General features: G+C 67.7%; 18 protein-coding genes. 9 read left to right on the top strand and 9 right to left on the bottom strand.

What is annotated here, in order from left to right:
• Nucleotides 1-11 precede the first annotated feature (11 nt).
• The 7 genes from QAD21_RS03265 to QAD21_RS03235 form a co-directional block, all read right to left on the bottom strand.
• A complete protein-coding gene (locus QAD21_RS03265; protein ID WP_165630632.1) occupies nt 12-533 on the bottom strand; it encodes a hypothetical protein in 522 nt (173 codons plus the stop codon).
• A gap of 154 nt (nt 534-687) precedes the next feature.
• Entirely contained in the window at nt 688-1,491 is an 804-nt protein-coding gene (locus QAD21_RS03260; protein WP_205334390.1) for a tyrosine-protein phosphatase, read from the bottom strand.
• 28 nt (nt 1,492-1,519) lie between these two features.
• On the bottom strand, nt 1,520-2,545 hold the full coding sequence (locus QAD21_RS03255; RefSeq protein WP_165630634.1) for an alpha/beta hydrolase family protein: 1,026 nt from the start codon (nt 2,543-2,545) through the stop codon (nt 1,520-1,522).
• 362 nt (nt 2,546-2,907) lie between these two features.
• A complete protein-coding gene (locus tag QAD21_RS03250; protein WP_165630635.1) occupies nt 2,908-3,834 on the bottom strand; it encodes an MSMEG_6728 family protein in 927 nt (308 codons plus the stop codon).
• Nucleotides 3,835-4,068: 234 nt separating this feature from the next.
• Complete coding sequence (locus tag QAD21_RS03245; protein WP_159370021.1) at nt 4,069-5,130, bottom strand: IS110 family transposase; 1,062 nt, start codon at nt 5,128-5,130, stop codon at nt 4,069-4,071.
• Nucleotides 5,131-5,571: 441 nt separating this feature from the next.
• The gene (locus QAD21_RS03240) at nt 5,572-6,231 is read right to left on the bottom strand and encodes a DsbA family oxidoreductase (protein WP_205334473.1); all 660 of its coding nucleotides are present in this window, start codon (nt 6,229-6,231) and stop codon (nt 5,572-5,574) included.
• A gap of 44 nt (nt 6,232-6,275) precedes the next feature.
• The gene (locus QAD21_RS03235) at nt 6,276-6,674 is read right to left on the bottom strand and encodes a helix-turn-helix domain-containing protein (RefSeq protein ID WP_159370019.1); all 399 of its coding nucleotides are present in this window, start codon (nt 6,672-6,674) and stop codon (nt 6,276-6,278) included.
• Between the two features lie 26 nt (nt 6,675-6,700).
• On the opposite strand from QAD21_RS03235, the gene QAD21_RS03230 reads away from it, so the two are divergent.
• Nucleotides 6,701-7,084, top strand: coding sequence for a VOC family protein (locus QAD21_RS03230; RefSeq protein ID WP_159370018.1), 384 nt, complete (start codon nt 6,701-6,703; stop codon nt 7,082-7,084).
• Between the two features lie 51 nt (nt 7,085-7,135).
• On the opposite strand, the gene groL is transcribed toward QAD21_RS03230, so the two are convergent.
• On the bottom strand, nt 7,136-8,761 hold the full coding sequence (gene groL / locus QAD21_RS03225; RefSeq protein WP_205334474.1) for a chaperonin GroEL: 1,626 nt from the start codon (nt 8,759-8,761) through the stop codon (nt 7,136-7,138).
• 232 nt (nt 8,762-8,993) lie between these two features.
• On the opposite strand from groL, the gene QAD21_RS03220 reads away from it, so the two are divergent.
• From QAD21_RS03220 to QAD21_RS03195, 6 genes are all read left to right on the top strand, one after another.
• Entirely contained in the window at nt 8,994-9,983 is a 990-nt protein-coding gene (locus QAD21_RS03220) for a TIGR03621 family F420-dependent LLM class oxidoreductase (protein ID WP_277243876.1), read from the top strand.
• Nucleotides 9,968-10,603, top strand: coding sequence for a DUF4178 domain-containing protein (locus QAD21_RS03215; protein WP_068970516.1), 636 nt, complete (start codon nt 9,968-9,970; stop codon nt 10,601-10,603). Before QAD21_RS03220 ends, QAD21_RS03215 begins: the two co-directional genes overlap by 16 nt.
• A gap of 59 nt (nt 10,604-10,662) precedes the next feature.
• Nucleotides 10,663-11,211 (top strand): DUF2617 family protein, encoded by a 549-nt coding sequence (locus QAD21_RS03210; protein ID WP_068970517.1) that lies wholly within the window; start codon nt 10,663-10,665, stop codon nt 11,209-11,211.
• Complete coding sequence (locus tag QAD21_RS03205; RefSeq protein WP_137808566.1) at nt 11,208-11,741, top strand: DUF4247 domain-containing protein; 534 nt, start codon at nt 11,208-11,210, stop codon at nt 11,739-11,741. Before QAD21_RS03210 ends, QAD21_RS03205 begins: the two co-directional genes overlap by 4 nt.
• Nucleotides 11,742-11,798: 57 nt before the next feature.
• Nucleotides 11,799-12,224, top strand: a complete 426-nt coding sequence (locus tag QAD21_RS03200) for a DUF350 domain-containing protein (RefSeq protein ID WP_068970523.1) — start codon at nt 11,799-11,801, stop codon at nt 12,222-12,224.
• 67 nt (nt 12,225-12,291) lie between these two features.
• On the top strand, nt 12,292-13,854 hold the full coding sequence (locus tag QAD21_RS03195) for a polyamine aminopropyltransferase (RefSeq protein WP_280361571.1): 1,563 nt from the start codon (nt 12,292-12,294) through the stop codon (nt 13,852-13,854).
• Here the strand turns inward: QAD21_RS03195 and QAD21_RS03190 are convergent.
• Nucleotides 13,848-14,798: an SDR family NAD(P)-dependent oxidoreductase gene (locus QAD21_RS03190; protein ID WP_058251323.1), complete on the bottom strand. Its 951-nt coding sequence runs from the start codon at nt 14,796-14,798 to the stop codon at nt 13,848-13,850. The two genes, QAD21_RS03195 and QAD21_RS03190, sit on opposite strands and share 7 nt — an antisense overlap.
• Before the next feature lie 81 nt (nt 14,799-14,879).
• On the opposite strand from QAD21_RS03190, the gene QAD21_RS03185 reads away from it, so the two are divergent.
• Nucleotides 14,880-15,473, top strand: a complete 594-nt coding sequence (locus QAD21_RS03185) for a TetR/AcrR family transcriptional regulator (protein ID WP_058251324.1) — start codon at nt 14,880-14,882, stop codon at nt 15,471-15,473.
• Nucleotides 15,466-16,656 (top strand): histidine kinase, encoded by a 1,191-nt coding sequence (locus tag QAD21_RS03180; RefSeq protein WP_058251325.1) that lies wholly within the window; start codon nt 15,466-15,468, stop codon nt 16,654-16,656. The genes QAD21_RS03185 and QAD21_RS03180 overlap by 8 nt, the downstream gene beginning before the upstream one ends.
• Nucleotides 16,657-16,711: the final 55 nt, after the last annotated feature.

The following is a 16,711-nucleotide window of genomic DNA, read 5'->3' as shown; positions in this document are numbered from 1 at the left end:
TCGTCGGGCGGTCAGCTCGCTCCCGGGCAGTTCACGGTGTAGTCCCACTCCGTGTTCCGGTCCGGCCCGGTCACTCGCACCACGACCGAGGTGTCGCCACCGGGTGGCACCGTGATCCGGACACTGCCGGTTCCCTGGTTGATGTCGTCTCCGACGTAACCGGTGTTGTAGATCTGCCGGCCACCGTAGAACACGCGGATCTCGTCCGGGATGTCGTAGGTGTCGTAGTTCAGCGTGAAGCTCGTCGGGCCTCGCAGGCCGAGGATGTGCCGGGTCTCGGTGACACCGTAGCCGCCGGACTTGGTCTCGGAGTTGCACCGCTGGGTCGACGGCGGAGCCTGATTGCCCCCGAGACTCCCGAAATAGTCGAGGCCGCCCAGACCGTATTCCTCGAGACTGCCCCCGTCGACGCTTCCGCCGTCGAGGCTCCCGGACTCGAGTGGCGCGGCATCGGCGATCGCGGCCGGGACGACCGCAGCGGTCGCCGTCGCGGCCAGGATGAGGGCAGCTCGAACGAAAATGGTTGTGCGCATCGATTTCTCCGGCAGTCGAGTCGTTTCGGGGGTGGTTCCGACGCTAACGCGACCTGCCATCCGCGGATATCCCCTCATCGGGTGAAAGCACGACGACCAGATGACACCCGTGCGGGTGACACCTCGCTGCCACAGCGTCTCGGGCGGCCAGCCCCTACGTCAGATATCGGTCCCGGAGCGCCTTCTGGTCCGCGGCACCCAGACCCAACGCCTCGCCGAAGTAACCCTCGATTCCGCCGTACCGCTTGTCCACCTCGTCGAACGCGGCGTCGAGGTAGCCGGAGTCGACACCCAGCACGCCGACGAGGAGCTCGGGTTCGCCCCCGGCGGCGGCGAACCCGTCGAAGATGGGTGCGAGCGACGGGATCAGACGTTCATTGGTGAGCAGGTAGTCGCGATAGACGTCGTCCTTCGGCACCCCGAGCAGTGTCAGCAGAGATGCTGCGGCCCAACCAGTTCGGTCCTTGCCGGTGGTGCAGTGCACCAGGGCCGGCGTCGAGCCGTCGATCAGTCCACGAAACAACTGCGTGTACGACGCCGTCGCACTGGGCAGGGTGATCATCTCGCGATAGGTCCCGCAGATCATCTCGCGCGCCTTGCCGCCGGACAGCATCTCGTCGGCCTGCGCGACGACGGCAGGGTCGGCGAGGACAGCACCGATGTTGGCGGGAATCGACATCTGCGCATCGGCGAGGACATCGAGTGCGATGTTCGACGCACCGGGCAGGACGGGGTCGGGAATGGCCTCGCTCTCGTGCGCCGATCTCAGGTCGTAGACGGTCTTCAGACCGAGCGACTCGAGCGCGGAGACGTCGGCGGTGTCGAGCGCAGAGAAATCCGTGGACCGGTACAGGACGCCGGATCGAACCGTCTGCCCGTCCCCGGTCCGCCAGCCGCCGAGATCGCGGAGATTGGGCAGGCTGGAGATGGGGCTGGGCGCGCCGGGGGTCGCAGTCACGGTCACATCGTGACAGATTGTGCGGCGGTCAGTCGGTGAGCGCGCTTTCGAGCATCGGCCACGACTTCACGAGCTGGTCCTGCCAGTAGGGCCAGGCGTGCGTTCCCGGTGCATAGTCGACGGTCGCGGGAATGCCGAGTTGCTTGAGTCGACGATCGAGATTGAGCGTGCACTGGTGGGTGGCGGCCTCGATGGCGCCGCCGACCGCGATCTGGTCGATGTAGATCGTGGTCTTCCCGTCGATTCCCTGGCCCTGCAACTGGTCGTGCGGTCCGGGGACCCCCGTGCCGGTGCTGATGTAGATCGCCTTGCCGCGCAGCTTGTAGGCGTTGACGACCGGGTCGTGCGCCCGCCACCCCGGGGAGCCGACCGGACCCCAGATGTTGGCGATGTCGCCACCGCCACGTCCTTCGACGACCGCGCGGATGGCGAGTCGGCCGAGATTCGTACTCGTCTCGGCACAACCGCTGTAGGAGGCGACCGCGCGGTAGAGCTGAGGTGCGGCTTCGGCGAGACTCAACGACGACGTTCCCGCCATGGAGATCCCCGCGATCGCGTTCACGCCGGTGGTGTTCAGCTTCCGATCGATGAGCGGCGGTAATTCGCTGGTCAGAAACGTTGTCCATTTGTTTCGCCCCAGCACCGGGTCGACTTTCACCCAGTCGGTGTAATAGCTGTACGCGCCGCGCATCGGCACGACAACATTCACATTCTTGTCGGCGACGAAATCGACGATGTCGGTTTGCTCGAACCAGTGTCCGGTGCCCTCGCCGCCACCCGCGCCATTCAGCAGATACAGCGTCGGTCGGGGCACCGAGCGGTCGGCGGGCACGAGAACCCGGACCGGTACGTGACGTTTCATCGACGGCGAATACACCGACAGGTCCAGGACCCGGCCATCGGCGACAGCGCGGGCCAGCGCCTTCGCCCGGGACGAGGAATCTCCCGAGTCGGCGCCGGCGAACGACGGAACCGCAAGCGCGACAACGAGTACAACGATCGAGACCGTTGTGGCGACCAGGCGTCGGCGGAACTGACCACCCACTGCGGACATCACAGTCCCTTCACATCACTACATGCTCACATCACTACCGCGCCGCCGTCTCGACAACGGAATTCACACACGCAGATATCGATCCGAATACGTTTCACCATACGCACCGGAGACGGCCCCGTCCGGATTACCACGGCCGGGGCCATCGCTGTTCACCTCGCGATTGCGCACACCATGGTCATTATTGGAGGCGATTTCACGATGACTGATCCTGGCCGGTCGAGACGTCGTGCTCCTGAGCAGCTGATCTCGTGCGAGTGCGCCGGCCGTGATCGTCTCTGCCGTCGAAAAACGACCGGCCACTTCGAAAGGCGCAGGGAACGCTTTCACCGACCACCCGGTGCCAGATTCGGCCGATCGGACTACAACCGGACCGCCTCTGATCGCACCGACACCGGAAACAGCATTCGTGGATTCTGGAGCAGCGCCGGCGGGGCGACGGCCGACCGCTCGAGCGTGCCGGTCCAGCGGACCCGACGCCGATGCGGGGTGAGCACCCTGCCTCGACGGGAGAACTCGTACTCGCCGATCAACGTCCCCAGTGGCAGCACGTTCGGGTCGGTGGGGTCGACGACGGCGACCTCGTCCCCCACCCGCAGATCGGAGACGAACGACGCGAGCACGCGGAGGTCCTTGCCCGGCCGCCGCCCGGGACTTCGCTCCTTCAGCAACACGCGCAGGCCGGTCTCGGTGCCCACCGAGGCGTCGGTGTCGATGCCGGATTCGACGCCCAATCCGACGATTTGCCGGCGTCGGAACTGAGCGAACTGTTCGTCGGATCCGGCCCGGATGATCCACACGGTGCGGGTCGGTTCGTCCAGATCGTGCGCGTCGGTGGCCGGCGGATCCGGCCAGAAGTACGGCATCTCGTCGTCGAGGTCGACGTCGTCGAACACGGAGCCGTAGAAGTCCGGCGCCTTGCGGAGCAGCGCCGAACGGTGACTGCGATGGAGTCGGTCGTCGCCCAGCCACGCGGGCATCAGACCCTGCGCGGTCAGCTCGGCTTGGGACGCACCCACCACCTCGGGCGCGAACTCGGCGATCATCGGAGCAGTGGTGTCCGCACGACCGCCGCCGGTCCACACGTCGACGAAAGCGAGCCCGTAGGCGACCAACGCCGGAGTGTGCCCACGCCACATCGTGACCGCGGGATGGCTGGCCCAGCCGTAATCGAAGAGTTCGAGCGCCCGCAGGATCTGCAACGTCTCCACGCGCTGCTTACCGAGGCGCGCGGGGTCCAGGACCTCGGCGGAGCGTCGGAAGTCCGGGTACGGCAGGAACGTCTGCATGGCGCCCGCTTACCCACTTCGGACGGGCGCTCACACCCGGCGGAGCTCCGCGCGGCGCCGAACTCAGAGTTGTCAGCTGCTACCGAAGATCGGCGATCCCGGCCCCGGCGTCACACCAGGCCCTGCTCAACCAGCGGCGGGTGCGATCTACTGCCGCACAACGTGGACCCAGGTCACCTCAGTGGCTTCGACTCGGCTCCTCGCTTCGCTCGTCACCGGCTCATAGCTCCTATGTCAAGCGGCGGCGGGTGTTGGGTTGTCGGCTTTGCGGGTGCGGGCGTGGTGGTCGGTGGTGAGGTGGTTGTAGACGACGCGGGTGAGGCGGCGTTTGAGGCAGCGCATCGCCTCGCGAGGGGTCTTGTTTTCGGCCTTCTTCTTCTCGTAATAGGCGTGGCCGAGGGTGTCGGGCATGCGTGCCTGGGTCAGCGCGATGCGGTGGATCGCGGCATTGATCTGGCGGTTGCCCGACCGGGTGAGTCGATGGCGTCCGGGGTTGGCCGACCACACCGGCACTGGGGCGATTCCCGCGTGGCGGGCGAACTGGGCCTCCCCGGGGAAGCGGGTGATGTCGGCGGATTCGCCGAGGAGTTTCGCGGCGCTGAGCGCGCCACAGCCGGGCATCGCCAACAGGGTGGGCACCGCGTCGGAAACCTTCTTGGTGATCTCCTTTTCGACCTCATTGATCTCCACGGTCAGGTCGTAGATGGCGGCGACTTCCTTGCCTGCCAGGCGGGCATCGACACTGCTGTGAGGCTCCAGCCAGGTTTGCAGCGCTTTCTGATGCTTCTTCGCCGTCAACCCACCCTTTTTGATGTGGTACTCGGGATCGAGTTGATGCACCCGCCACAACACCCGGTTGATCTTCGAGGTTCGTTCGCGCACAAGGCAATCCCGATAGTCCACGAGAGCTTTCATCTCGTAGGACACGGCATCGTGAGACGCCACCGGAAGGTCGGGTTCGCGTGCAGCGGCCCGAGCCACAGCCAACGCGTCGATCGGATCGGACTTGCCGCGTTCACGTCCGGTACGCCGATGTTCGGCCATCAAGTGCGGCGCTACCCGCACCACCTTCTGATCGGCGCCCAGCAGGTCGCGTTCGAGCCGGGCCGACATGTTGCGGCAGTCCTCGATGGCCCACAACACCTCGGTACCGAAACGAGCGTGAGCCCACTGCATGGCTGTGCGGTGACCGGCCGTCGTGGCCGGCACCACCGTGGATCCGAGTTGTTTGCCGACAGCGTCGACCGCGACGAAGGTGTGCGTGCGCTTGTGTACATCGGCACCGATAACGATCATGGAAGATGCCTTCCTGTCAGAGTGGAGTGGCGACAGTCGGGCCGGTCGGCGGACACATCTCAGTCGGGGCGATGCCACGCTCCTATCAAGTCACGCCGGCCGGTCCTGACACACCAGGCATCGGCACAATGAGCCAACACCAGCCCAATACAGCCAGGGGCGGTAACCAGCGGTAGAGCCAGATGCCTGATGGTCAGAACCCAACCACCACCGAAGTGGCTAGACAACCCTGACACTGAAACCAGCGGTGGGTGCGATCTACTGCCGCGCAGCGTCAGCCGAAGCCCGCGATGGCCTCGAGGAGGTGATCGACGCTCGGCCTTCGGGGCTCAGTCGGATGCGGAGTCCGACGCGTCGGTCCCGACCTCCGGCACCGCACACACGCCGTCGACGCAGACGGCCGCGTCGTCGTCGCCGATCATCTCGAAGGGCACAAGCGGGTCAGACACGATCGGACTCCTCGGCGCGGACCTTGTCGAGGGCCTGCGCGAAGGTTTCCGGCGCCTGGGCTCCGGAGATGCCGTACTTGCTGTTGATCACGAAGAAGGGAACCCCGCTGATCCCGTATGCACGGGCTTGGTCGATGTCGGCTTCGACGGCCGCGGCGTACTCGCCCGACTCGAGCGCGGCCAGCACGGCGTCGCGATCGAGACCGACATCGGCCGCCAGATCGGCGAGTTCGTCGGCGCGGCCGACGTGGCGCCCCTGCTCGAAGTACGCCTGGAACAGACGCTCGGCCAGATCCGCCTGTCGGCCATGCGCTTTCGCGAAGTGCAGGGCCTCATGCGCTTTCAGGGTCTTGGTGTGCTGCAGCCGGTCGAAGTCGTAGTCGAGACCGACCTCGGCGGCGATCCCGCGGACCTGGTCGAGCATCCTCCGGACCTGATCGGCCGGCATGCCCTTGTGCCGGACGAGGAAGTCGACCTCTGAACCGTCGAAGTCGACCGGCGTATCCGGTGCGAGCTCGAAGCTGTGGTAGGTCACTTCGACGTCGTCGCGTCCGTCGAACTCGGCGAGGCCCGCCTCGAACTTGCGTTTGCCGATGTAGCACCAGGGGCAGGCGATGTCGGACCAGATGTCGACGGTGATGGGAGCGCTCATTGCCCTCTCAACACCTCGCGGATCGAGAACGTTCCCGGAGTGCGTCACACCCGATCAGCCGCCCCAGGCGCGTCGAGCAGGTCGTCGAGATGCGTTCGCGACCAGTCGCACAGGCCGTGGACCGTCGAGACGAGGTCGCGGCCGGCGTCCGTCAGGGTGTAGTCCACCCGCGGATTCGCGCTGCGATGGTCGTGCCGATGGATCAGGCCGTGCGCCTCGAGATCGCGCAGCGTCTGGGTGAGCACCTTGTCGCTGATCGTCCCGATCGATCGCTTCAACTCACGAAACCGGCGGGGTCGCTGCCGGATCTCCTCGAGGACGGTCAGACCCCATTTCGTCGACACGACGGTGAACACCGACCGCGCGAGGTGCCGGGCGCGCTCTTCGGCCTCGGACGACGGCGCGGCGTCCCCGCTCACATCGAAGTGCGTACTGCCGCTCATCCGCCTGCGCTCCTAGCGTGGGGTCGATGCGAGTGCTGAAGACCTACGCCAGGATATTCGTCGCCGACCTCGACGAGTCGCTTCCGCTGTACGAGACGATCGTCGGTGCATCGGCCGATCTCCGATTCGCTTTCGAGAGGGCCGAACTCGCCGCCGTCGGCGACTTCCTCCTCATCGCGGGAGCCGACGACGACGTCGAGGCCTACCGGTCGACCGTCGGACCGGTCATCGTCGACGATCTCGACGCCTTGATCTCGCAGGTCAGCGGCGGAGCCGGATCCGAGAGCGCGACTGGACGATTCGCCTACCTTCGCCATCCCGACGGTGCGGTCCTCGAGTATGTCCAGTGGTCGCGGGAAGTCGCCGAAGCCGTGCTCGGAACGCCGAAGGCCGGCCACCCGCTTGGGTGACCGGCCTTCGGTTGGTGCTGCGTGAGTGGACGCAGGGATCTGATCAGGAGATCAGAAGCCCATCCCGCCCATCTCGTCGCCACCCGGCATGGCCGGTGCGGTGTTCTTCTCGGGCTTGTCGGCGACGACGGCCTCGGTGGTGAGGAACAGAGCCGCGATCGAGGCTGCGTTCTGCAGCGCCGAGCGGGTGACCTTCACCGGGTCGTTGATGCCGGCCTTGAGCAGGTCCTCGTACACACCGGTGGCGGCGTTGAGGCCGGTGCCGGTGGGCGAGTTGAGGACCTTGTCGGCGACGACGCCCGGCTCGAGGCCGGCGTTGATCGCAATCTGCTTGGCCGGAGCCGACAGGGCGACCTTGACGATGTTGGCGCCGGTGGCCTCGTCACCCTCGAGCGAGAGTGCGTCGATGGCCGGCTCCGACTGCAGCAGGGCCACGCCACCGCCGGCGACGATGCCCTCTTCGACGGCAGCCTTCGCGTTGCGGACGGCGTCCTCGATGCGGTGCTTGCGCTCCTTGAGCTCGACCTCGGTGGCCGCGCCCGCCTTGATGACCGCAACACCGCCGGCCAGCTTGGCCAGACGCTCCTGCAGCTTCTCGCGGTCGTAGTCGGAGTCGCTGTTCTCGATCTCGCCGCGGATCTGGGCGACACGACCGGCGATGGCGTCGGGATCGCCCGCGCCCTCGACGATGGTGGTCTCGTCCTTGGTCACGACGACCTTGCGAGCGGTACCGAGCAGCTCGATGCCCGCGCCCTCGAGCGAGAGGCCGACCTCTTCGCTGATGACCTCGCCACCGGTGAGGATGGCGATGTCGGCCAGCATGGCCTTGCGGCGGTCACCGAAGCCCGGGGCCTTGACGGCGACGGACTTGAAGGTGCCCTTGAGCTTGTTGACGACGAGGGTCGAGAGAGCTTCGCCCTCGACGTCCTCGGCGATGATCAGCAGCGGCTTGCCGGCCTGGATGACCTTCTCCAGCAGCGGCAGCAGGTCCTTGATGGTCGAGACCTTGCCCGAGACCAGCAGGATGTACGGGTCGTCGAGGACGGCTTCCTGGCGGTCGGCGTCGGTGACGAAGTAACCCGAGATGTAGCCCTTGTCGAAGCGCATGCCCTCGGTGAGCTCGAGCTGCAGGCCGAAGGTGTTGGACTCCTCGACCGTGATGACGCCTTCCTTGCCGACCTTGTCCATCGCCTCGGCGATGAGCTCGCCGATCGAGGCGTCGCCGGCCGAGATACCGGCGGTGGCAGCGATCTGCTCCTTGGTCTCGACCTCCTTGGCGCTCTTCAGCAGCGACTCGGTGACGGCCTCGACGGCCTTCTCGATGCCGCGCTTCAGACCCAGCGGGTTGGCGCCGGCAGCGACGTTGCGCAGACCCTCACGGACGAGAGCCTGGGCGAGAACGGTGGCGGTGGTGGTGCCGTCGCCCGCGACGTCGTCGGTCTTCTTGGCGACTTCCTTGACCAGCTCGGCGCCGATCTTCTCGTACGGGTCCTCCAGCTCGATCTCCTTGGCGATGGACACACCATCGTTGGTGATCGTGGGGGCGCCCCACTTCTTCTCCAGGACGACGTTGCGACCCTTGGGTCCCAACGTCACCTTGACGGCGTCGGCAAGGCTGTTGAGGCCCCGCTCGAGGCCGCGACGGGCCTCTTCGTCGAACGCAATTTGCTTGGCCATGGGTAAGTGATCCTCCGAAGGGGGTGACACTAGGTTCGTATGGCCGGAACTCGGTGCCCGCGACGGACGACCGGTGTGTCATTCGGTACCGGCCTCACCGTCCCGACCTGGCACTCACAGCTCGCGAGTGCCAACCTCGTTTTTAGCACTCGACCAGTGCGAGTGCAAGGCTGGATCAGGTGTCCCGGTCGGCTGCGTGGTCGGCCGCCGCGACGCTGACTACGTTGAGGACATGTCACTCGCCTCCAGGGAGTTCAGGTTCGGGGTCAACATGCTCGCGGCCGACACCGCGTCGTCGTGGCAGACGCGTGCCCGATCGGTGGAGGAACTCGGCTACGACGTCCTGCTCGTCCCCGACCACCTGGGCATTCCGAGCCCGTGGCCGGCACTGGCCGTCGCGGCCACCGCGACGCAGCGCCTGCGCGTCGGCCCGTTCGTCCTCAACGCCGCGTTCACCAACCCCGCGCTGCTCGCCCGGGACGCCGCCACCGTCGACCGGTTGTCCGACGGCCGCGTGGAACTCGGACTGGGCACCGGCTACGCCCGGGATGAGTTCGACGCAGCCGGGATCGAATTCCGGTCCGCGGGCCGGCGCGTCGATCACCTGTCGGCGACCGCCGCCCGCGTGACTGAGCTGCTCGCCGACGAGGATCATCAGCCCCGACCCGTGCAGCCCAGGATTCCGCTCCTGCTCGCCGGCAACGGCGACCGCGTGCTGACGATGGCCGCCGAACACGCCGACATCGTCGGCTTCACCGCGGCCCGAACGGGACCCGACGGCGATCTGGAACCGCTGTCCGCCGGCGATTTCGACGAACGGGTGGCCTTAGCACGCGCCGCCGCCGGGGACCGCGCCGTCGAGGTGGAGTGGAATCTCCTGCTACAGATCGTCACCGTGACCGATGATCCGACGGCGGTGGCCGACGAGCTCATCGCGAAGCACGAACTGTCGATGAGCGCCCAGGAGTTCCTGGGCCTGCCGTCGGTGCTCATCGGATCGGTCTCCGACATCGCCGCCCGCCTCGTCGACCTCCGGGAGCGGACCGGGATCAGCTATCTCACCGTGCTCGAACCCGCGCTCGAGGTGTTCGCCCCGGTGATCGCGGAGCTGCGCGCCGTCGACGCCGGAGCGGTGAGGCGGTCACGGTCATTCGCACCCCCGACGACCGACGTCCCGCAAGCTGCCGGTCGACTAGGGTCTGAACCGTGGAATTCCTGCTGATCATCATCGTGGCGCTGCTGGCGATCATCGCGGTGGTCGTCATCTTCAACTTCCTGGGCAATCGGCGGGCCCGGCAGGCCGAGCAGGACGCCCTGCGTGAGCGGACCTATCGCCCCGGCGATCCGTTCTCGTCGGCCGACGACGATTCCGTCTACGGCGACCCCCGCGATCTCAAACCCGGCGATCTCGTCGAACTGCGCGGTCAGACCTACGCGGTCCGGGGCACCCTGCGCCTGACGCAGGACGGCTACACCTGGACCGAGAACTTCCTCGACACCGGTGTCGGGTCCAAGGCCTGGATCTCGGTCGAGGACGATCCCGACCTCGAGGTCGTGCTGTGGCACGAGGTACCCGGTGCCGCCGTCACCCCCGGCCCCGACACCGTGGAGCTCGAGGGGCGTCGATACCAGTCGGAGGAGGCGGGCTCGGCGCGTTTCACCTCCGCGGGGACCACCGGCGTCGCGACCTCGGGCCGGATGGCCTATCACGACTACCAGGCCGGCGACGACCGTCTGTCCTTCGAGGACTACGGCAGCGGCTGGGAATGCGCCCGCGGCGAACTGTTGTCCCGCGCGGACTACCGCATCTACCCCACCAACCCGGCTCCGGAAACACCCTGACGGGGGCCCCGACGCCCGCCCATCCACACGACGCCCTGAGCACGGAGACCCCACACCGCATGACCGAGAATTCCGAACATCCCGGCGACCCCGCCGCGCAACTCGCGGTGGCCTACGCCGACACCAGCGCGAGCCAGCTCGGCTTCTCGCTGAGCGCACCCTTGCAGGAGCCCCTGGCACAAGAGGATCGCGAGATCGACGGCATCACGGTGTCGGTGCGGTTGCTCGGCGCGAGCCATCAGGTACTCGTCGAAGACGGGGTGCAGCGGATCTGCGAGACCGTCGCCTGCCTGCCGGAGGTGACCTCGGCACTGCCGGAGAGTTTCCAGGAGAGCGGTTACTACTTCAGTTCCCGTGTGGAACAGGTGAATCCCGACCAGCTCGCCGCCCTCGTCGAACAGCTGAGCGCCCGCGTCACCGAACAGCTGGCCACCGGACACCCGTGCGTGATGGGACGGTTCCCGGGGGAGCCGCACGCCGTCACCGCGATCGTGTCGGAGTCCACCGATGACTCCATCAGCTGGCACACCTGGCACACCTATCCCAAGGCCGCCGAGGTCGTGATCACCTCCAGCAGGATCGACCGCGGTCCGGTGGCCCGTCCATGACCGGGCAACCACCGCCCGGCGGCCCGCCGGACCCACGCCGTCGTCTGAACAAGACCCGCAACATCATCATCGGCGTGATCGTCGTGCTCACCATCTTCGCGCTGATCGGTGCGTGCACCGCGCGAGTTGCCCGTGGCGGCGGCATCGGGGGGTCGGCGCGCGACTACATCACGCAGAACTACGAGCGCGACACCTCCCTCGACGAGGGCGACGTCGACGCCTATGTCGCCGACGGGACACCGGAGCAGGTCGCGGCCGAGATCCGCGACGCCGAACGTCCCAGCGACCAGCGGAGCGGCGCCGCCGGCGCGGGCAACATCGCCGGCACGCAGTTCCTCCAGTACCCCGACTACCTCGTGGGCCTCTTCCCGCTGGCGGCCGGCGCCACCCGGGTGATGCTCAGCCGGGACTACCGGTCGGGGTATCACCACTACCACCCCTACGTCGGCGCGTTCTGGGTCCCGACCCCCCGCTATGCGGGTAGCGGCAGCGGAAACCGCGGCGGCGGGAGCGGCGGTGGTGGCAAATGATCGTCGTCCGCCCGGCACGTGCCATCGAATTCGTCCGACCAACCAACGGAGAAGACCATGCTCGCTGATATCGCTGAGAACGCCTACGCTGCAGGCGCTTACGCCGGTGTCGGCGTGATCCTGATGATCGTCTCGTTCGGCATCCTCGACCTGCTCACGCCCGGCAAGCTCCGTTCGCAGCTGTGGACGGACCGCAACCGCAACGCCGGCATCCTGGTGGGTTCCAACATGCTCGCCGTCGCCGTGATCGTCACCGCCGCCATCGTCGCGAGCGAGGGACGACTGCTCGAGGGGCTCACCTACACCGCGGTGTACTCGGCGATCGGCCTGGTCGTGATGGCGGTGACCTTCCTCGTCATCGACCTGCTGACCCCCGGCAATCTCGGCGAGTTGCTGGTCCACCCGGAGAGCCACCCGGCGGTGTGGGTGCAGGGCGTCGCACACATCGGGGTGTCGATCATCGTGGCCGCCTCCATCCTGTGACCGGGTTCCCGCACTCCCCCGTTTGTCCGTGACCGGTCACGACTCCGCTGCCGCCGACACCGAACCGGTGACGACCGAACCCGTTCCGGACGCGCTGGCGATACGACCGCGATTCGCCCGCGCCGGACTGCTGGCCGTCGTCTTCGTCTGCGCCGCCTGCGGGTTGGTGTACGAGCTCGCGCTGGTCTCGCTCGGCTCGTTCCTGATCGGCAACACCGCGACGCAGGCGTCGATCGTCCTCGCGGTCATGGTCTTCGCGATGGGCATCGGGTCACTCGCCGCGAAACCGCTCCAGCCACAATCGGTCACGGCCTTCGCGGTCATCGAACTGCTGCTCGCCCTCATCGGCGGACTGTCGGTGATGGCGCTCTACGCGGCGTTCGCCTACCTCGAGTTGTACACGCCCGCCCTCGTCCTGGTGGCCTTCGTGCTCGGCATCCTGATCGGCGCCGAGATCCCGCTGCTGATGGTTCTGCTGCAACGGATTCGACGCCAGGAGGCGGGTTCGGCGGTCGCCGACATGTTCGCGGTCGACTACATCGGCGCCCTCATCGGCGGCCTGTGCTTCCCGTTCCTGTTGCTGCCGTTCTTCGGCCAGTTGCGGGGTGCTCTCGTGGTCGGGCTGGTCAACGCCGCGGCCGGCTGCTTCCTCGTCTTCGTCATCTTCCGCAAGTCGATGTCGCGCACCCAGATGGGTGTCCTCTCCGCGTCGGCCGTCGCCGTCGTCGCCGTCCTGATCGCCGGCCTGCTGCTGTCCGGCCGCTTCGAGATCACCGCGCGCCAAGCGCTGTACCGCGATCCCATCGTCGCCGCCGAACGTAGTGCGTACCAGGACATCGTCATCACCGAGAACCGTTTCGGCGCAACGGCCGACACCCGCCTGTACCTGAACGGCGACCTGCAGTTCTCCTCGGTCGACGAGCATCGCTACCACGAGACGCTGGTGCATCCGGCGATGTCCGGGAACCACGACTCCGTGCTGATCCTCGGCGGCGGTGACGGACTCGCGCTCCGCGAGGTGCTCACCTACCCCGACGCCCGCGACGTCACGCTCGTCGAACTCGACCCGGAGATGATCCGACTCGCCCGGACCGACGAGCGTCTCACCACGTTGAACCGGGGTTCGATGACCGACCCCCGAGCCGAGGTGATCGCCGCCGACGCCTTCTCCTGGCTGCGCGGCACCGACCGCCGGTTCGACGTCATCATCGTCGACATGCCCGACCCCGACGACTCGGCCACCGCGAAGCTGTATTCCACCGAGTTCTACGCGATGGTCCGGGCGCATCTCGCCGAGGCGGGCCGCACCGTGGTCCAGGCCGGGTCCCCGTACTTCGCGCCGAAGTCGTTCTGGTGCGTGGCCTCGACCATGCGCGCGGCCGGGCTGGACCCGACCCCGTACCACGTCGATGTGCCGGCCTTCGGCGACTGGGGATTCTACCTGGCCGGCGCCGGGGGCAGGGTGACCCCGACCGTGGCGGCGCCCGGACCCCTCCGGTTCCTCAGTCCTGAACAGTTGGCAGCAGCAACGGTTTTCCCACTGGATCGGCAGCGACTGGATCTGCCGCCGTCGACCCTCATGGACCCGCGGATTCTCCGGTACGCACAGGGCGAGTGGGCGACCTACTGACGCCGGAACGTCTCCACGCGCAGATACTCCAGGTGATCCCACAGGTCGCGCTCACGATCGGGGTCACGACTGTCCGCGGATGACTCCGACACCCGTCCGCGATCGATGTAGGCACCGGTGTCCGCCTGCGGTACAACGAGAATCGTTTCGGCGAGGCGTCGACCGGCCGTCGGCACCCGATCGAACGGGCCGACCAGGGTCAGACCCGGCAGGACCCATCTGTTCGCGAGACGCTGCGGTGCGCTCGCCGCCCGGGCCAGGTCCGTACCGGGCACGTAACCCGGGTTGTACGAGACGATCTCGACGCCGTCGGGGAGCCGGCGTGCCCACTCGTGGACGAGATGGATGGCCGCCAGTTTGCTGGTCGAGTACGCGGTGCGGCCGGCGGCCGGACTCGAACGCCCGAACGCACCCGGGCGGGACATGCGTGCCGGGCTCGTCCACCGCGGCGCGGGTACCATCCCGAGGTTGTGCCGGAGATCGCCGAAGTGCGTGTCGCTCACCGTGATGGTGATCCGGGAGCCACGGGTCAGATGTCGGACGAGCTCACCGATCAGCAGGTGGTTCGCGAGTACGTTGACCGCGAAGGTCGCCTCCAGTCCGTCGGCGGTGACGTGCTCGTCGTCGAGGTACTGGATGCCCGCGTTGCCCGCCAGCCCGCGCAGCGGCGGCAACGTCGCGTCGTCGAGCATCTGCCGGATCTCCGCCGCCGCCCTCATCGTCCCGGCGGTGTCGGCGAGATCGGTGTCGACGGCGATGACGCGCCCGGCGCCCTCGCCGAAGCCGTCGACGAATCCCGCGGGTCCGCCGCCGCGAGCGAGTACCACGAGATGACATGACCGGTCCGTCGACACGATGGACCGGGCGGCGACCAGACCGAGCCCGCGGGTGGCTCCCGTCATGACCAGCGTCCAGTCCGGATTCGGGGTGAGTGGTCGAGTCATAGCGGCTCCCGCCGTTTGAGTTGACGTTGTCAACACAAGAAGACGCCATTCGGTTGACGATGTCAACTGTAGGGTCGGGTGATGACCACGAGAGCGGAGAGCGCGGCACACACCAGGCAGGCACTACTGGCCGCGGCGTCGGCACTTCTCGACCACGGCGGGCCGGAGGCGGTGACCCTACGCGAAGTCGGCAGTGGCGCCGGGGTTTCCCGCTCGGCCGCCTACCGCCACTTCATCGGGAAAGAGGAGTTGCTGGCGGCCCTCGCCACCGACGCATGGGCGGTCGTCGCGGACGGTCTCGACGCCATCGCCGCCGACCCGAAACCGTCGCCCGAGGATGCCGTCCGATCGGCCCTGCACGCGCTGTCCGACCTCGGCGTGCACCGGCCACACCTGTACCGGCTCATGTTCGCAACCCCGGCAGGCGCGCCGGCGATCCCCGCAGCGGCACGCGCTCAGGACGGCCTGGTGTCCCTCGTGAGTCGCATCGTCGGTGCCGATGCCGCGCGACACCACGCAGCGCTGCTCTTCGCGGCGGCCCACGGCCTCACCGACCTCGACACCCACGGCCATCTGCCGCCCGACAAGTGGCACGCCGACCGGCACACCCTCATCGACCTCGCCGTGTCGTCGTTGCCGCACACCACGGACGCCGATCGGGGCATCGATGTCTAGCGGCGTGACCATCGCTCTCGTTCTCCTCGGCGTGCTCGCGTGCGTCGGCGCAGTCGCGCTGATCCGCACCCGTCGCGTCGTGCGGACCCCGGCCGAGCGGGCAGTTCATCTGGCCCTGCACACCGCTTCGCTCGCCGCCCGCTCACTGCGCACCGGACTGTCGGCGGAGTCGGCTCGCGAAGCACTGCCGCACCTGCACACCCTGACCGGCGCCGAAGCGGTCGCACTGTACGACGGCGAACCGAGCCGCCTGGCCCACGAGCCGGACGGCGAGGCCATCTGGGACGCCGAGATGCTCGGCCACGCCGACCGTGCGGCGTCGTCCGCGCTGGGTGACCTCCGGCGCGTGCTGCTCACCGACCCCAGCGGCGCCGAGTCGCCTGTGCGCGCGCTGGTGGCCCAGCCGCTCCTCGCCGACGACGTCGGGGTCGGGGTCCTCGTGGTCGCCACCACGCGACGCCCCGGACCCGGGATGCTCGGCGCCATCGCCGAAGTCGCGCGGTACGCGTCGAGCCAGATCGAACTCGCCGACCTCGACGCCTCTCGCGCACGGCTCAACCGCGCCGAGGTCCTCGCCCTGCGCGCGCAGATCAGTCCGCACTTCATCTACAACGCGCTCAACACCATCGCCTCGTTCGTGCGGACCGACCCCGACCGGGCGCGCGATCTCGTCCTCGACTTCGCCGACTTCACCCGGTACTCCTTCCGGGCCGCCGGCGAATACACCGTGCTGGCCGACGAGCTACGGAACATCGACCGCTATCTCACCCTCGAACGAGCCCGTTTCGGCAATGCCCTGGACGTCAAACTGCATGTCGCACCGGAGGTCCTGAACGTCGTCGTGCCGTTCCTCGCGTTGCAGCCGCTCGTCGAGAACGCCGTCCGGCACGGCCTGGCGTCGAAGGGCGGCGGGACCATCACCATCGTCGCGGCCGACGAGGGCACCGACTGTGTCATCACGGTCGAGGACGACGGCGTGGGCATGGAACCGGAGCTCCTGCGCAGCGGCGCTCTCGACGCCCTCGACCACAGCGAGGGTGCCCACGTTGGCCTGACCAACGTCGACCACCGGCTCCGCGCCGCGTTCGGCAACGACTACGGACTCGTCGTCGAGACGGCGGTCGGCGCCGGCACCAAGGTGGGGATGCGTGTCCCGAAGTTCCGCGCGGGCATCCGGGCGTGAAACGCAACGCCCGAGTTCCGGCGGTGCCCGAACTCCCAGGCGGTAAACTGCGGGC

Source organism: Gordonia sp. SMJS1, from assembly GCF_029866425.1.
Classification (GTDB): domain Bacteria; phylum Actinomycetota; class Actinomycetes; order Mycobacteriales; family Mycobacteriaceae; genus Gordonia; species Gordonia hongkongensis.
Note: the sequence above shows the minus strand (reverse complement) of the source record. Positions and strands in the feature narration are given on the sequence as shown.

Coding starts and splice junctions, on each gene's coding strand:
- QAD21_RS03265 (WP_165630632.1), bottom strand. CDS start 533: ATGCGCACAACCATTTTCGTTCGAGCTGCCCTCATCCTGGCCGCGACG.
- QAD21_RS03255 (WP_165630634.1), bottom strand. CDS start 2,545: ATGTCCGCAGTGGGTGGTCAGTTCCGCCGACGCCTGGTCGCCACAACG.
- QAD21_RS03250 (WP_165630635.1), bottom strand. CDS start 3,834: ATGCAGACGTTCCTGCCGTACCCGGACTTCCGACGCTCCGCCGAGGTC.
- QAD21_RS03245 (WP_159370021.1), bottom strand. CDS start 5,130: ATGATCGTTATCGGTGCCGATGTACACAAGCGCACGCACACCTTCGTC.
- QAD21_RS03240 (WP_205334473.1), bottom strand. CDS start 6,231: ATGAGCGCTCCCATCACCGTCGACATCTGGTCCGACATCGCCTGCCCC.
- QAD21_RS03235 (WP_159370019.1), bottom strand. CDS start 6,674: ATGAGCGGCAGTACGCACTTCGATGTGAGCGGGGACGCCGCGCCGTCG.
- QAD21_RS03230 (WP_159370018.1), top strand. CDS start 6,701: ATGCGAGTGCTGAAGACCTACGCCAGGATATTCGTCGCCGACCTCGAC.
- groL (WP_205334474.1), bottom strand. CDS start 8,761: ATGGCCAAGCAAATTGCGTTCGACGAAGAGGCCCGTCGCGGCCTCGAG.
- QAD21_RS03220 (WP_277243876.1), top strand. CDS start 8,994: ATGTCACTCGCCTCCAGGGAGTTCAGGTTCGGGGTCAACATGCTCGCG.
- QAD21_RS03210 (WP_068970517.1), top strand. CDS start 10,663: ATGACCGAGAATTCCGAACATCCCGGCGACCCCGCCGCGCAACTCGCG.
- QAD21_RS03205 (WP_137808566.1), top strand. CDS start 11,208: ATGACCGGGCAACCACCGCCCGGCGGCCCGCCGGACCCACGCCGTCGT.
- QAD21_RS03200 (WP_068970523.1), top strand. CDS start 11,799: ATGCTCGCTGATATCGCTGAGAACGCCTACGCTGCAGGCGCTTACGCC.
- QAD21_RS03190 (WP_058251323.1), bottom strand. CDS start 14,798: ATGACTCGACCACTCACCCCGAATCCGGACTGGACGCTGGTCATGACG.
- QAD21_RS03185 (WP_058251324.1), top strand. CDS start 14,880: ATGACCACGAGAGCGGAGAGCGCGGCACACACCAGGCAGGCACTACTG.
- QAD21_RS03180 (WP_058251325.1), top strand. CDS start 15,466: ATGTCTAGCGGCGTGACCATCGCTCTCGTTCTCCTCGGCGTGCTCGCG.